This window comes from Bradyrhizobium sp. LB13.1 (assembly GCF_054056815.1).
In genome coordinates this window covers 4,032,228-4,046,783 of record NZ_JBSRYQ010000001.1, presented here as the reverse complement: position 1 = coordinate 4,046,783, position 14,556 = coordinate 4,032,228, and the positions used below count along the sequence as shown (strand labels likewise).

General features: G+C 63.8%; 13 protein-coding genes and 1 pseudogene. 5 read left to right on the top strand and 9 right to left on the bottom strand.

Translation table 11 applies throughout. The annotated features are described in order from the left end of the window. Positions 1 to 67 precede the first annotated feature (67 nt). Positions 68 to 1,324: an FAD-dependent oxidoreductase gene (locus ACVWYI_RS19100; protein WP_456662885.1), complete on the bottom strand. Its 1,257-nt coding sequence runs from the start codon at positions 1,322 to 1,324 to the stop codon at positions 68 to 70. A 120-nt stretch (positions 1,325 to 1,444) separates the two neighbouring features. Between ACVWYI_RS19100 and ACVWYI_RS19095 the strand changes: the two genes are divergently transcribed. After that, positions 1,445 to 1,729 carry a hypothetical protein gene (locus ACVWYI_RS19095; protein WP_456662884.1) on the top strand — a complete coding sequence of 95 codons (285 nt, stop codon included), beginning with the start codon at positions 1,445 to 1,447 and terminating at the stop codon, positions 1,727 to 1,729. Positions 1,730 to 1,755: 26 nt separating this feature from the next. On the opposite strand, the gene ACVWYI_RS19090 is transcribed toward ACVWYI_RS19095, so the two are convergent. Beyond that, positions 1,756 to 3,276: a caspase family protein gene (locus ACVWYI_RS19090; RefSeq protein ID WP_354103512.1), complete on the bottom strand. Its 1,521-nt coding sequence runs from the start codon at positions 3,274 to 3,276 to the stop codon at positions 1,756 to 1,758. Between the two features lie 210 nt (positions 3,277 to 3,486). Here ACVWYI_RS19090 and ACVWYI_RS19085 point away from each other — a divergent pair, with 210 nt between their 5' ends. From ACVWYI_RS19085 to fabA, 4 genes are all read left to right on the top strand, one after another. After that, complete coding sequence (locus ACVWYI_RS19085; protein ID WP_456662883.1) at positions 3,487 to 4,476, top strand: helix-turn-helix transcriptional regulator; 990 nt, start codon at positions 3,487 to 3,489, stop codon at positions 4,474 to 4,476. 274 nt (positions 4,477 to 4,750) lie between these two features. Continuing rightward, positions 4,751 to 6,319 carry a DEAD/DEAH box helicase gene (locus ACVWYI_RS19080; protein ID WP_456662882.1) on the top strand — a complete coding sequence of 523 codons (1,569 nt, stop codon included), beginning with the start codon at positions 4,751 to 4,753 and terminating at the stop codon, positions 6,317 to 6,319. Positions 6,320 to 6,485: 166 nt separating this feature from the next. Next, on the top strand, positions 6,486 to 7,553 hold the full coding sequence (locus ACVWYI_RS19075) for a GGDEF domain-containing protein (protein WP_456662881.1): 1,068 nt from the start codon (positions 6,486 to 6,488) through the stop codon (positions 7,551 to 7,553). 96 nt (positions 7,554 to 7,649) lie between these two features. Next, a complete protein-coding gene (gene fabA / locus ACVWYI_RS19070; protein ID WP_456650186.1) occupies positions 7,650 to 8,180 on the top strand; it encodes a bifunctional 3-hydroxydecanoyl-ACP dehydratase/trans-2-decenoyl-ACP isomerase in 531 nt (176 codons plus the stop codon). A 3-nt stretch (positions 8,181 to 8,183) separates the two neighbouring features. On the opposite strand, the pseudogene ACVWYI_RS19065 reads toward fabA, so the two are convergent. The 7 genes and pseudogenes from ACVWYI_RS19065 to sufB all read right to left on the bottom strand — a co-directional run bounded on the left by ACVWYI_RS19065 (position 8,184) and on the right by sufB (position 14,516). Continuing rightward, positions 8,184 to 8,640: pseudogene (locus ACVWYI_RS19065) on the bottom strand (TfoX/Sxy family protein). Positions 8,641 to 8,801: 161 nt separating this feature from the next. Beyond that, entirely contained in the window at positions 8,802 to 9,143 is a 342-nt protein-coding gene (locus ACVWYI_RS19060; protein WP_247440641.1) for a HesB/IscA family protein, read from the bottom strand. Between the two features lie 132 nt (positions 9,144 to 9,275). Continuing rightward, positions 9,276 to 9,647 (bottom strand): SUF system Fe-S cluster assembly protein, encoded by a 372-nt coding sequence (locus ACVWYI_RS19055; protein ID WP_106950866.1) that lies wholly within the window; start codon positions 9,645 to 9,647, stop codon positions 9,276 to 9,278. Next, positions 9,644 to 10,891, bottom strand: coding sequence for a cysteine desulfurase (locus tag ACVWYI_RS19050; protein WP_456662880.1), 1,248 nt, complete (start codon positions 10,889 to 10,891; stop codon positions 9,644 to 9,646). Before ACVWYI_RS19050 ends, ACVWYI_RS19055 begins: the two co-directional genes overlap by 4 nt. Then, positions 10,888 to 12,192 (bottom strand): Fe-S cluster assembly protein SufD, encoded by a 1,305-nt coding sequence (gene sufD / locus ACVWYI_RS19045; protein WP_456662879.1) that lies wholly within the window; start codon positions 12,190 to 12,192, stop codon positions 10,888 to 10,890. Before sufD ends, ACVWYI_RS19050 begins: the two co-directional genes overlap by 4 nt. A 12-nt stretch (positions 12,193 to 12,204) precedes the next feature. Further along, complete coding sequence (sufC, locus tag ACVWYI_RS19040) at positions 12,205 to 12,957, bottom strand: Fe-S cluster assembly ATPase SufC (RefSeq protein ID WP_456662878.1); 753 nt, start codon at positions 12,955 to 12,957, stop codon at positions 12,205 to 12,207. Between the two features lie 62 nt (positions 12,958 to 13,019). Further along, the gene (gene sufB, locus ACVWYI_RS19035; protein ID WP_247440597.1) at positions 13,020 to 14,516 is read right to left on the bottom strand and encodes a Fe-S cluster assembly protein SufB; all 1,497 of its coding nucleotides are present in this window, start codon (positions 14,514 to 14,516) and stop codon (positions 13,020 to 13,022) included. Positions 14,517 to 14,556 lie beyond the last annotated feature (40 nt).

The following is a 14,556-nucleotide window of genomic DNA, read 5'->3' as shown; positions in this document are numbered from 1 at the left end:
CGCTGTTGCACGCAGGCAACGCACCGGGTGCGATTTAACGCGACATTATCCCTACCGGGTCCTTGCACTACGGTGCCGGCGCCGCCTTCGACCGGACATGCTCGGGCCGGACGCCAAGCGCCAGCAGGCGCGCTGGAATGCCCTGGAGCCACGGCAGCGCGGTGATGAGGCGCACGATCAGCGGCACTTTCAGTGGCCGATCGCCGCCCTGCAGGGCGCCGCTGATGATGTTGTTCTGCACGATCATCTGCATTCGCTGCGTCATCTTCACCGGGAACTCGCGGCGACGGCGAACGGCGTCGAGCTCGTCCTCCGACGGGCAGCCGTGCTGCATCTTGTCCGCCAGCAGGTTTGCGGTCGCGACTGCATCCTGCACGGCGAGATTGACGCCGACGCCGCCGACCGGCGACATCGCGTGCGCGGCATCGCCGATGAGAAGCAGGCCCGGTCGCGTCCAGCGCGTCAGGCGGTTGATCACGACGGTCAGCAGCTTGAGATCGTCGAAGCTCTTCACGTCGGCAATGCCACTTTTCAGGATCGGCGCCATGCAAACGACATCGTCGCGCAGCGCCTGCAATCCCCTCGCCTTCACCGCGTCGTATTGTCCCTTGGCGATGACATAGGCACATTGCCAGTAGTCGCCCCGGTCAAAGGTGATCATCATCTTGCCGCGCTCGACGCGCGCGAACAGGTTCTCGCTCTCGTCCGCCTTGCGGCCGACGCGGAACCACAGCACATCCATTGGCGCGCCGATCTCCTCGACCTCGAGACCGGCCCGCTCGCGCACGGTCGAATGCCGGCCGTCACAGGCAATCGTGAGATCGGCTTCGATGTCCACGATGCCGTCCGGCGTCTTCGCCCGCACGCCGGTGATCGTCTCGCCGCGGCGGATCAGGTCGACGGCTTCCGTGTTCATCATCACCTTCAGCGAGGCGAAGCGCTTGCCGGCCTCACGGAGGAAATTGAGAAAATCCCATTGCGGCATGAAGGCGATGAAGGGGTACTTGGTGCGGAGGCGGCTGAGATCGGCGATACGAACGGGCGTGCCGCCGAACAGGCCGTCCATCTTCTGCAAGCGCTGATGCGGCAACTTCAGGAAGCCGTCGATCAGGCCGAGTTCGTCCATCACCTGGAGCGTCGAGGGATGCACGGTGTCGCCGCGGAAGTCGCGGAAGAAATCCGCGTGCTTCTCCAGCACCACGACATCGATGCCGGCGCGCCCCAGGAGATAGCCGAGCATCATGCCGGCCGGGCCGCCGCCGACGATGCAACAACGCACTTTTACAGTGGAACCTTGCGGAGCCTGTGACGCATCTGGTTTCACGACGGGTCCCTCGTTTCTGACTTAAGTTTTCTGTGCGATGCAGCAAACAAGATTCATTTGCCGCAATTGCGAATGGCCGTTAGCGTCGCCACACATTACGAGTGATTTCAGGAAAGTGCAGTGCGGACTATCCTTATCGTGCTCGGCATCTGGATCTTGATCAACGCGCTCATCGTCCTGATCATGATTCCGCCGCGCAAGCCACGGAAGTCGGGTCCGCGGCAGACGGACGCGCTTGCGCCGGTGCCGATCGACCGGAACGGCTATCCGTTCGAGGAGCAGGAAAAGCCCCTGCTGCGGCACGTCATCATCTCGATTGCGATGGGCGCGTTCTTCTCGCTGGCTCCGCCCTTGATCGAAGCTGTCGATTCCGTCAAGCGCTTCATCAGGAAGCGCCGCGGGTAGCGTAAGCGACGCCTACGCCCGCGTCATCAATTGTTGCTGCGGTTAGCACTGCGGAAGCTCTTGATCTCCGACACGCTGCCGTCGCGATAGGTCAGCTCCACCGAGATGAACTGCGTTGCCGGCGCGAGCTTCATGTAAAGCGGCATGCCGGCGCTGATCGCGCTGGGATCGCGCAGATCGCAGCCCGGCATCTTCAACACCTGATTCGGAACGGCGGTGTCGATACCGATGCGCACCTCGCGGATGGCGCAGCGGTAGGACACGAGATGCGTGTAATACACCAGCAGCCCGTTGAACTCGCGGAATGACAGCCAGCTCGTCGCGGTCATGTCGAGGATCTTGCGCTGGTCCCGGATCAGCGCGGCCTCGGGATCGAACCTGATCGGGAACGGCCCCTGCATGTCGCCGGACTGGTCGACATAGCGGATCTCGATGGTGCCGGCCACAGCGTCCGGCGGCAATTCGATCGACGGGTTCGGCATCCTCTTGCGCGTGCGCGGGTCGAGCGTATCGATGAAGCCGGTTTCGCGGAAATCGGCGTTGCCGGCCATGCGCCAGGAAATGCCGAGGGTCGGATCGGCGAAGGAGAACACGACGCTCCAGCCGCCATTGTGCCGCGAGAAGCTCGCGATCGGCGCGTTGGTGGTCTCCTCCTTCGGCACGCGCGGCACCGACACCGGTGGCAGCGCCGCGAGCTTCTGCGCCGGCGGATCGGGGCGCGCCGCAGCGGCGGCCGTGTCGTTGGCGACGCCGCTAAGGAAGACGTCGTCGACCATCTGATCGAAATAGACCGGTACCTGCCTGTGCTTGACGGTATCGGCCATCTCGCTGACCAGACGGCGCGTCCGCTGCGCCACCTGCACCAGGTTCTCGCCGGGCTGGAGCAGCTCCTTGGCGAAGGTGCGCGTGAACACCGAATTGGGATTGGCGTCGTCGTTGGAGAGGCGGTCGAGCGCGGTCTGGCGCGGGCCTGCGGAGAATACCGAGAACACGCCTTCGGGCAGCTGCACCATCGGGGCAAGCCCGCCACCACCGGAGACGGCGCGGGTGCCCTTGCGCTCGAACGGGTTGTTGCGGCAGGCGTCGAACACCAGGATCGAGGTTCGCGCCTTCTTGTTCTGGAGGCGCTCGACGATGCGGTCGGCCAGGATGGATGCGTCACGCACCAGCTCTTCCTGCCCTTCCGTCGCCGCCGGCACGTCGGTCGGCAGCAGATAGTTCTGGCCGGCGATCTCGAAGCCGTGGCCGGCATAGAAGAAGAACGCGGTGTCGCCGGGCTCGATCGCCCGATCGAACGCGAGCAGCGTCTCGGAAAATTGCTGCCGGCTCTGGTTCTCGGCGACCATCACCGAGAAGCCGAGTTGTTTCAGCGTGTCACCCATGGTGCGGGCGTCGTTGACCGCCTTGAGCAGCTTTGGAACGTTCCTGTAGTCGTTGTTGCCGACGACGAGCGCGACGCGCTTCTCGGCATAGGCGGGAAGCGCGAAGCCGCTGAGGCCGGCCGCGAGACCAAGCAATGCCAGAATTCTGAAAAGCTGACGCGTCATCGAAAATCCTTCAAGAACGGCCCACGCCGGCTCCCTCGAACGACGGTTCATTGGAACCCCGCCGTTGATGTGATAGTCGGCCCAGCCATACCACCGGTTCAACAGCCCTGAGGACTCAGGTTCCGTGTTCTGGCTATAGTCGACTCCGCCGAAATCTGCTTTTTCTTAGGCAATTCTTGTGGGCAATTCCGCTGGAAGCGAGGGGCAGCCGTGTATCACTGGTGCACCGACGAGGTCGAGCCGCACGACCGCTTCGACTATTGGCGCGAAGTGCGCGCCAAGGGCCTGTTCGGCGTCACCGCCGAACTCGAGCGCGAACGCCGCGCGGACTTCTTCGGCGAATTCTCGCTGCGCCAGCTTGGCGGCGGCGGTCTCGTCGAACTGAAGGCCTCGCACTACACGGTCGAGCGCAGCACGTCCGACATCGCCCACGCGCCCGGTGACAGCATCTGCGTCTATCAACAGCTCGGCAGCGGCGGCTGGTTCGGCGGCATGCGTGGCAGCGACTTCGCGATCGCCAATGGCAGCTTCGCCACCAGCTACACCGACCTGCCTTATCGCACTGCGCCGCTGGGCGCAGGAGGCTTCCACCTGCGGATCCTGAAGATCCCTCTGAGCGGCCTCGCCAGGCAGGACAAGCGCATGCGCGAGCTTGCGCCCCGGACGTTCGACGATCCCAGCCTTGCGCCGCTGCTCGGCGCCTGCTTCGCAGATCTCGGCGAGGCCGCCGCTGACGATGATAGCGCCGCCGATGCGGCTTCCCTCGTCCAGGCTTTGGCCCATCTGGCGCTGATCGAGCGCGGCATCGTGCGGCCCGGCAGCCGCCTCGGGCAGGCCGCGCTGCGGACAGCCCGGCTCTCGCAGGCACGGCGCCTGATCGCGCGCCACCTGCAGGACCCGGACCTGACGCCGATGATGGTTGCCGACCTGCTCGGCATCTCCGTACGTCACCTGCACATGCTGTTCGAAAGCGCGACGAAGAGTTTTTCCCAAACCGTGACGGACGAGCGCCTGAAACACAGCCGCCGTCTGATGCGCGAAGCCCCGGACCGGCTCATCGCCGACATCGCGGCCTCCTGCGGCTTCGACAGCCTGGCGACCTATTATCGGGTCTTCAACGCCGCTTACGGGATGGCCCCCGGCGACTTCCGCGCCCAAGGTCCGGAGGGCGTTAGCCGACGTTTGGACAGTTGCGGCTGACCGCTGGATTGGCGGAAAACCGCTGTCGCGCCCGCTATTTGGGCGAAAACCTCGGGTTTTTTAGGGCCTTCCCGCGGCTGCTCCATTGACTTTGGCCGATTCCCGCCTATGTTCCGGTACGACGCGGCTCGGTATCGAAGAGCGATTCCAGAGCCTGGCGCTTTGTTCGCGTGAGTCAGCACCCCCAGCTTCTTTGAGAGCGCGCCGTTTCGGGGTGGAACGCGACAGCCTTAATCACCCTCGATTCCGAACGGCGGTTTCGACCAGAGGCTCAATGTCCTTTTCAGATCTCGGACTATCCGAAAAAGTCCTCGCCGCAGTCGCGGCTACCGGTTACACCACCCCCACCCCCATTCAGGAACAGGCGATCCCTCACGTCCTTGCTCGCAAGGACGTGCTCGGCATCGCCCAGACCGGCACCGGCAAGACCGCGGCGTTCGTGCTGCCGATGCTCACCATCCTCGAAAAGGGTCGCGCCCGGGCGCGCATGCCGCGCACCCTGATCCTTGAGCCGACCCGCGAGCTCGCGGCGCAGGTGAAGGAAAACTTCGACCGCTACGGCGCGGGCCAGAAACTCAACGTCGCCCTGCTGATCGGCGGCGTTTCCTTCGGCGACCAGGATGCCAAGCTGACGCGCGGCGTCGACGTGCTGATCGCCACTCCCGGCCGCCTGCTCGACCATACCGAACGCGGTGGCCTGCTGCTCACCGGCGTCGAGCTGCTCGTCATCGACGAAGCCGACCGCATGCTGGACATGGGCTTCATTCCCGACATCGAGCGCGTCTGCAAGCTCGTCCCGTTCACGCGGCAGACCCTGTTCTTCACCGCGACCATGCCGCCGGAGATTCGGCGAATCACCGAAGCCTTCCTGCACAATCCGCAGAAGGTGGAGGTGTCGAAGCCCGCCACCACCGCCGTCACCGTTACGCAGTGTCAGGTCCCGGCCGGGCGCGAGGTGCATGAGAAGCGCGAGCTGCTTCGCCGACTGCTGCGCGAGGCCAAGGATCTCCAGAACGCGATCATCTTCTGCAATCGCAAGCGCGAGGTCGCCGTCGTTCACAAATCGCTGCAAAAGCACGGCTTCAGCGTCGGCGCGCTGCACGGCGACATGGACCAGTCGGCCCGCACGGCGGCGCTCGAACAGTTCCGCAAGGGCGAGCTGCCCCTCCTGGTCGCATCCGACGTCGCCGCCCGCGGCCTCGACATTCCAGAGGTCAGCCACGTCTTCAATTTCGACGTCCCCCACCATCCCGACGACTATGTTCACCGTGTCGGCCGCACCGGCCGCGCAGGCCGGTCCGGCATGGCGATCTCGCTCGTCACGCCGCTTGACCAGAAGTCGATGGTGGCGATCGAGAAGCTGATCGGCCAGAGCATTCCACGCGCCGAAGGCGATTACGAAGTCCGCACCGATGCTTCCGATGCGGGCGAGCGTTCGCGCGAGCAGCGCGGCCGTGAACGTTCACGCGGCGGACGCGGCAAGCCGCAGCGCGGTCGTGATCGTGAGCGCAGCCACGAGCCGCGCGAACCGCGTGGCGAGGCACAGCCTTCAGCCGAAGCACGGTCCGCTCCCGAGGCAAGGCCCGCTTCCGAAGCAAGGCCCGCACGCGAGGCAAGGCCTCCGCGTGAAGCAAGACTTCCGCGTGAAGCAAGACTTCCGCGTGAAGCCAAGCCATCATCCGAGCCGCGTGACGGCGCGCGCCAGCAGGCCAATCCGTCGCATGTGCCGTCGATCGGCCGTCCCGAGCCGCGCCGCCAACGCGAGGCCGACAGCGAGCCGGGCGATCACTCGCATCTGCCGGCATTTCTGCTGCGGCCGGTTCGCTCCCCCGCCGGAGCCTGAAGCGCGATGCGCTCCAGGTTTCGGTTGAGATAAAGCTGGCGCGCAATTTTTTGGATGCATTCGGGGGCGTATATTTACGGGGCCTTCACGATCGTCCGTTAGCCTACGAACATAATTTAAGAATTTCTGCGGTCGACGGCGCGCCGATCGCTGTGGGGTATGTTTCGTGGTCAAGGTGCTCGACGAACACGAACGCACGATGGCGTTCGCCGAGGTAGCGCTCGGTCAAATCCGATCGCTGCGGCAGACGGCAATTCCCCGCAATTACGAGATCTGGTATGTCTACGCCACCGGCTACAACGCGCCGCTCAACAAGATCATCAACGAGACGCTGGCGCGGAGCGGCAAGCTGACCGAAGCCGATCTCGAGCAGATCTACGAGACCTACCTCTCCCACATCAAAACCACCGACCGCATCGACAAGGTCGGCGCGCGCGTCATCGGCGAGATCGACGACGTCATGAAGGTTCTCGGCGACGCACTCGGGATGTCCGGCTCCTATGACGCCAGCCTGTCGGGCGCGACCGAACAGCTGTCATCGGCCAAGAGCCGCGAGCAGATCAAGTCGATCGTCGAGACGCTGTTGCGTTCGACCAGTGAAATGCGCGAGACCAACAAGGCGCTGGAAGGCCGGCTGACCCTGTCGAAGAGCGAGATCAGCAACCTCCAGCAGAGCCTGGAGGCGATCCGTGCCGAGAGCCTGACCGACCCGCTGACGGGGCTCGGCAACCGCAAATATTTCGATCGCATGATCGACATGGCCGTGCAAGGCGCGCTCGTCTCCGGCGAGCCGCTGTCCCTGCTGCTGGTCGACATCGATCATTTCAAGTCGTTCAACGATTCCTACGGCCATCTCACCGGCGACCAGGTGTTGCGGCTGGTCGGCCTGTCCCTGAAACAGACCATCAAGGGCCAGGACATCACCGCGCGCTATGGCGGCGAGGAGTTTGCGGTCGTGCTGCCCAACACTGCGCTGCGCCAGGCGCTCACCGTGGCCGATCACATCCGCCGCGCGGTGATGGCGAAGGAATTGAAGAAGAAGTCCACCGGCGAAATCCTCGGTCGCGTCACCATCTCCGTCGGCGTCTCCATGCTCAAGCAGGACGACGACACCGAGGCGCTGATCGAACGGGCGGATGCCTGCCTCTACGCCGCCAAGCGCAACGGCCGCAACCGCGTGATCTGCGAAGCCGATCCGGAATTCGCGGTCGAGACGCACAACCGGGTGGCGTGACGCCGAAGCTGCGCGCCGCCACCCGCGCTTGACATTCCGACCTGACCAACGACATTTTCCTCATCGCCTGACTGCGAGCACCGAGGACTTGTCGTATTGCCCAACCCGCATGATTTTCACACACCGCAGCCGTCCTACACGAAGGACGAACTGCTGAGATCGAGCGAAGGCGGCTATTTCGGCCCTGGCAACGCGCAATTGCCGGCACCGCCGATGCTGATGATGGATCGCATCACGGAGATCAGCGTGGACGGCGGCGGGTTTGGCAAAGGCCATATCGTCGGCGAACTCGACATCACGCCAGCCCATTGGTTTTTCGATTGCCACTTTCGCGGCGACGCCATGATGCCGGCTTCCCTGGGACTGGACGCAATGTGGCAGATGATCGGCTATTGGCTGGGATGGTCGGGCTCGGCGGGCAAGGGCCGCGCCATCGGCGTCGGCGAGGTGGAGTTCACGGGATCCATCACACCGGACACAGGATGTGTGCGCTATGAGGTCACCATGCGCCAGGTGAGGCGCGGCAGGCTGGTTCTGGGATTTGCCGACGGTCGCGTGCTTGCCGACGGCGTCTGTGTCTTCACGGCCAAGGATATGAGGGTTGGCCTGACGAAGGCCGTGGATTGATCCTCAAGCCCTTCGCTTGGCGCGCTTGCGAGCCGGGCTGTTCTTGCCCGCTTTCCTCGCCGCCTTCGCGGGCTTGGCGACCTTCTTCGCCGGCTGGTTCGCTGGCTTCTTGACCGCCTTCTTCGCCTTGGGCCGCTTCTTCACCTTGGCGCGCTGGGCGGCGGCGAGCGCCACCTTCGCCCAATTGCGCAAGCTCCGCGGAATCATCGAACAGGCGGGCCGGCAGCTCCCAATAGGAGTTCACCAGCACGGACTTGGCGCGGGTCGAATACTGGAACGGCTTTGAGCCTTCGGCCTGAAAGTCCGGGATGGTCATCTCGTCGGCGCGGAAAAAAAGGCCGGCGCGCAAGGCCAGTGCGAAGTTGATGCCGTCGGCGGAGATGCCGTAGCCGGAAAACATTCTTCGGATGGCGACGGGGCCGAAATCGGCGAACAGGTCGATCAGGAATTCGCGGTCCATGGCGGGCTCTCTCGTGCCCCCACGCAGCGCAGCGTGAAACGGTGCGCTGCTGAGCCGGGGCCCAGTCGTCTTGTACTGGTGACCATAGCGTGGGTCCCGGCTCTGCGCAGCAGCGCAAGCGCGCTGCAGCGCGTCCGGGACACGAGAGCAACGTGAGAAGACTACCCGTCGATCGTCGCCGGGCGCAGCTCGACCGATTCGCCGCAGCCGCAGGCGGAGATCTGGTTGGGGTTGTTGAAGACGAACTGGGCCTGCATCTTGTCGGCCTTGTAGTCCATCTCGGTGCCGAGCAGGAACAGCACGGCCTTGGGATCGACCAGGATCTTGACGCCCTTGTCCTCGACGACTTCGTCGGTCGGACGGACGTCATGGGCGTATTCGACCGTGTAGGACTGGCCGGCGCAGCCGCCGTTCTTGACGCCGACGCGCAGGCCCACGATCTCGGAATCGGCGCGCTGGGTCAGCTCGCTGATGCGCTGGGCGGCAGCGTCCGTCAGCCGCATCACCTGCGGGCGGGGCCGCCTCGGCTTTGGAGTGGATGCTGGTGTCGAGCCTGACGATATCTGTGTCATGTCAGTGATGTGGTCCGTTGCCGAGCGAATTCAATACCAAGGATCTAAAGCCAAGGTTACGCGTCACCACATATTGAGCACGAGGCGGGCCTCGTCGCTCATACGTTCCGGCGTCCAGGCCGGCTCCCAGATCACCTTGACGTCGACCACGCCGACACCGGGAACGCTGGCGACCGCGTTCTCGACCATGGTCGGCAGCTCGCCGGCGGCCGGACAGTTCGGCGTCGTCAGCGTCATCTGGACGTCGACCGAGCGATCGTCCTTGATCTCGACCTTGTAGATCAGGCCGAGCTCGTAGATGTCGGCCGGGATTTCCGGATCGAACACGGTCTTGAGCCCGGCGATGATCTCGGTGGTCAAACGTTCGGTCTCCTCAGGCGGCAGTGCCGACCGGGTTTCCATCGGATTGGCTTTGATTTCGGCCGTGTCACTCATGCGAACAAATCCCGCGCCTTCAACAGCGCCTGTGCCAGATGATCGACTTCTTCCCGCGTATTATACATGCCGAACGACGCCCGGCATGTGGCCGTGACGTTGAACCGCTCTAAAAGCGGCATCACGCAATGGGTGCCGGCGCGCACCGCGATGCCCTGGCGGTCGATCACGGTGGCGACGTCATGGGCGTGCGCGCCCTTCATCTCGAAGGAGATAACCGGGCCCTTGTCGCGCGCGGTGCCGATCAGCCGCAGCGAGTTGATCTCGCGCAGCTTCTCCTGGGCGTAGGTGACGAGATCGTGCTCGTGCGCGGCGATGCGCTCCTTGCCGATCGAATTGACGTAGTCGATGGCGGTACCAAGTCCGACGGCCTCGACGATCGCGGGCGTGCCTGCCTCGAATTTGTGCGGGGGATCGCCGTAGGTGACGACATCGCGCGAGACCTCGCGGATCATCTCGCCGCCGCCGTTAAACGGCCGCATCGCGACGAGGTGGTCGTACTTGGTCCAGAGCACGCCGATGCCGGTCGGACCGTAGACCTTGTGGCCGGTGAAGACGTAGAAGTCGCAGCCGATGTCCTGGACATCGACCGGCAGATGCACGGCGCCCTGGCTGCCGTCGACCAGCACGGGAATGCCGCGGGCGTGAGCGATCTTCACGACCTCCTTGACCGGGACGATGGTGCCGAGCGCGTTCGACATCTGCGTGATCGCGACCAGCTTGGTCTTCGCCGTCAAGAGCTTCTCGAACTCGTCGATGAGGAAATTGCCTTCGTCGTCGACCGGCGCCCATTTGATCACCGCGCCATGGCGTTCCCTGAGGAAATGCCAGGGCACGATGTTGGAGTGGTGCTCCATGATCGAGATGACGATCTCGTCGCCTTCTTTGATGTTCGGCCCACCCCAGGACGACGCAACGAGGTTGATCGCCTCCGTCGCGTTGCGGGTGAAAATCACTTCCTCAGTCCGGGGCGCATTGATGAACTGCGCCACCTTGGTGCGGCCGCCCTCATAGGCCTCGGTCGCGGCGTTGGCGAGATAATGCAGGCCGCGATGCACGTTGGCGTATTCGGAGGTATAGGCCTGCGTCATGCGATCGAGGACGGCACTCGGCTTCTGCGCCGAGGCGGCGTTGTCGAGATAGACCAGCGGCTTGCCATAGATCTGCATGGCCAGCGCCGGAAAATCCTGGCGCACGCGCGCAACGTCATAGGCACCGTTCTTGACTGCGGGATGCGTGCTCATTGGCGCCGCTCCAGCCAGCGCTCGGCAATGCCGATCACATGCTCGCGCAGATCATCATCGGCGATCTGCTCGATCGCCTCGCCGACGAAAGCCTGGATCAGCAGCGCCTGGGCCTGCTTCTCCGGCAGGCCGCGCGCCTTCAGATAGAACAAGAGATTGTCGTCGAGCGCGCCGGCGGTGGCGCCGTGACCGCAGGAGACGTCGTCAGCGAAGATCTCGAGCTCGGGCTTGTTGTCCGCTTCCGCCTCGTCCGAGAGCAGCAGCGCACGGATCATCATCTTGCCGTCGGTCTTCTGCGCATCGGGACGGACGATGATACGCCCCTGAAACACCGAGTGCGCACGGTCGTCGATCACGGCACGAAAAACTTCGCGGCTGAAGCAGTTCGGCACGGCATGGTCGACGACCAGCGTGGTGTCGCCATGTTCGGTCTTCTGCAACAGGTTCACGCCGTTGACCGAGAGCTCGCTGCCCTCGCCCGCCAGCGTGACGAAGCCCTGGAGGCGGCTGACCGCAGCACCGGTGGTCATGTTGAAGAAATTGAGCTTTGTATTCGCACCAACAGTGACGAATTGCGAGGTGATGTTCACCGCATCCGGTGAATCGTCCATCAGGCGGATATGCGCGAGGTCGGTGTTGTCGCCGACCGAGAGGATGACGGCGTCGTTGACCTGGTAGGCCTTGGCGCCGGCCGCGACGAAGCTCTCGATGATGGTGGCGCGAGCGCCCTTCCCGACCGCGACCTGCGAGCGTGTGAACGTCGATGCCGAAGCCGCGGTCGCGATGTGAATGATCTGGATCGGCGCCGACAGCTGCGCGCCGTCGGCGATATCAAGCACGACACCGTCGGTCGCCATCGCCGCGTTCAGCGCGATCACGGCATCGGTGGCCGCGGTCTTCAACAGACCGGAATCCTTCTCCAGCGTCTCCCGCAAGGTCTTGAAGCCCGCCTCGGAGGCGAGCGCCTTGACGTCGGAGAGATCGGCAGCGAACACGCCGTCGACCAGCACCAGCTTGCGGGCGCCGGCGATCGCATGCGCTTTCACCGCGTCCGCGGCGCGCTTCAACGCAGCCGCATCGGGCGGAGCCGCAAGCGGAAGCACCTCGCCGACCAGCGCACGCAGATCGGTGTACTTCCATTCCTCGATCCGGCGGTGCGGCAGGCCGAGACGTTCATAGGTCTCGAACGCCTCGCGGCGCGCCGCGATCACAGAAGGCGAACCCGGCAGGCGGCCTTCGGCGCTGGCGAACAGATCGCTCACCGCGCGGCCGTTTCCGGTCTTTGCCACAGCAACGTTCATCTCAAACAATCCTTACGCGGCGTCCTCGAACTGGGCGTAGCCGGACGCTTCCAGCTCCAGCGCCAGTTCCTTGCCGCCGCTCTTCACGACGCGGCCATTCGACATCACGTGCACGACGTCGGGCACGATGTAGTTCAGCAGCCGCTGATAATGGGTGATGACGACCATCGCGCGCTTCGGCGAGTGCAGCGCGTTGACGCCGTCGGCTGCGATGCGCAGCGCGTCGATGTCGAGGCCGGAATCCATCTCGTCGAGGATGCACAGGCTAGGCTCGAACAGCGCCATCTGCAGCACTTCGTTGCGCTTCTTCTCGCCGCCGGAGAAACCGACATTGACGCCGCGCTTGAGCATGTCCTGCGGGATGTTGAGCGATCTCGAGACCTCGCGGACTTTCTTGAGAAAGTCAGGCGTCGAATATTCGCTCTCGCCGCGCGCCTTGCGTTGCGCATTCAGCGCGGTGCGCAGGAAATTCATGGTGGTGACGCCGGGAATCTCGACCGGATACTGGAACGCCAGGAACACGCCCTTGGCGGCGCGCTCGTTGGGGGCCATCGCGAGCAGGTCTTCGCCCTTGAACAGGATCTCGCCGTCGGTGACCTCGTAACCGGGCTTGCCGGCGATGACGTGGGACAGCGTCGACTTGCCGGAGCCGTTCGGCCCCATGATCGCGTGGATCTCGCCCTCGTTCACGGTCAGCGTCAGCCCGTGGAGGATCTCACGCTCCTCGACACGAACCTTGAGGTCTTTCACTTCAAGCAAAGCCATCTTGGTGTCCAGTTTATTCAAATGATGCATAGGGCGCGCGATGCGCACCGCGAGGGTCGGAGTTAGCCGACCGATCCTTCGAGTGAGATCGAGATCAGCTTCTGCGCTTCCACCGCGAATTCCATCGGCAGCTGCTGAAGCACGTCCTTGACGAAACCGTTGACGACGAGGCCAACCGCCTCCTCCTGCGTGAGGCCGCGCTGGATGCAATAGAACAGCACGTCCTCGGAGATCTTCGATGTGGTGGCCTCGTGCTCGAACGTCGCCGACGAGTTCTTGGCTTCGATGTACGGCACGGTGTGCGCGCCGCATTTGTCGCCGATCAACAGGGAATCGCAGGCGGTGAAGTTGCGCGCGCCGGTCGCCTTGCGATGCGCGGTAACGAGGCCGCGATAGGTGTTCTGCGACTTGCCGGCGGCGATGCCCTTGGAGATGATGCGGCTCGACGTGTTCTTGCCGAGATGGATCATCTTGGTGCCGCTGTCGACCTGCTGATAGCCGTTGGAGATCGCGATCGAATAGAATTCACCACGGGAGTTGTCGCCGCGCAGGATGCAGCTCGGGTACTTCCAGGTGATCGCGGATCCGGTCTCGACCTGGGTCCACGAGATCTTGGAATTGTTGCCGCGGCAGTCACCACGCTTGGTGACGAAATTGTAGATGCCGCCCTTGCCTTCCGAATTGCCCGGGTACCAGTTCTGCACCGTCGAATATTTGATCTCGGCGTCGTCATGCGTGACGAGCTCGACCACGGCCGCGTGAAGCTGGTTCTCGTCGCGCTGCGGCGCGGTGCAGCCCTCGAGGTAGGAGACGTAGGAGCCCTTGTCGGCGATGATCAGCGTGCGCTCGAACTGGCCGGTGTTGCGCTCGTTGATGCGGAAGTAAGTGGACAGCTCCATCGGGCAACGGACGCCCGGCGGCACATAGACGAACGAGCCGTCCGAAAACACCGCCGAGTTCAGCGTCGCGTAGAAATTGTCCGACGTCGGCACCACGGAGCCGAGATATTTCTGCACCAGCTCGGGATGCTCGCGGATCGCCTCCGAGATCGGCATGAAGATCACGCCGGCCTTCTTCAGCTCAGCCTGGAACGTAGTCGCAACCGACACCGAATCGAAGACCGCGTCGACCGCGATCTTGCGCCTGTTAGGATCCTGATCGCCGGGCTTGGGCTCGACGCCTTCGAGCATCGCGACTTCACGCAGGGGAATGCCGAGCTTCTCGTAGGTCTTCAGAATCTCCGGATCGATCTCGTCGAGCGAACTGATCGTCTTCTTCGGCTTCGGCGCCGAATAGTAATAGAGGTCCTGGAAGTCGATCTTGGGATAGTCGACGCGCGCCCAGGTCGGCTCGGTCATGGTCAGCCAGCGCCGATAGGCCTCAAGCCGCCACTGGAGCATCCAGGCGGGTTCGTTCTTCTTCTCGGAGATGAACTTGACGGTCTCTTCCGACAGCCCCTTTGGGGCCTTGTCGGACTCGATCAGGGTCTCAAACCCATAACGATACTGATCGACGTCGATGCGCTTCACGCGCTCGACCGTCTCTTGCACGGCTGGCATTCTATCCTCCGCTCGCGGTTTCAAGGACCGCGGTGGATCA

Coding starts and splice junctions, on each gene's coding strand:
- ACVWYI_RS19090 (WP_354103512.1), bottom strand. CDS start 3,276: ATGACGCGTCAGCTTTTCAGAATTCTGGCATTGCTTGGTCTCGCGGCC.
- ACVWYI_RS19080 (WP_456662882.1), top strand. CDS start 4,751: ATGTCCTTTTCAGATCTCGGACTATCCGAAAAAGTCCTCGCCGCAGTC.
- ACVWYI_RS19060 (WP_247440641.1), bottom strand. CDS start 9,143: ATGCGGCTGACGGACGCTGCCGCCCAGCGCATCAGCGAGCTGACCCAG.
- ACVWYI_RS19055 (WP_106950866.1), bottom strand. CDS start 9,647: ATGAGTGACACGGCCGAAATCAAAGCCAATCCGATGGAAACCCGGTCG.
- ACVWYI_RS19050 (WP_456662880.1), bottom strand. CDS start 10,891: ATGAGCACGCATCCCGCAGTCAAGAACGGTGCCTATGACGTTGCGCGC.
- sufD (WP_456662879.1), bottom strand. CDS start 12,192: ATGAACGTTGCTGTGGCAAAGACCGGAAACGGCCGCGCGGTGAGCGAT.
- sufC (WP_456662878.1), bottom strand. CDS start 12,957: ATGGCTTTGCTTGAAGTGAAAGACCTCAAGGTTCGTGTCGAGGAGCGT.
- sufB (WP_247440597.1), bottom strand. CDS start 14,516: ATGCCAGCCGTGCAAGAGACGGTCGAGCGCGTGAAGCGCATCGACGTC.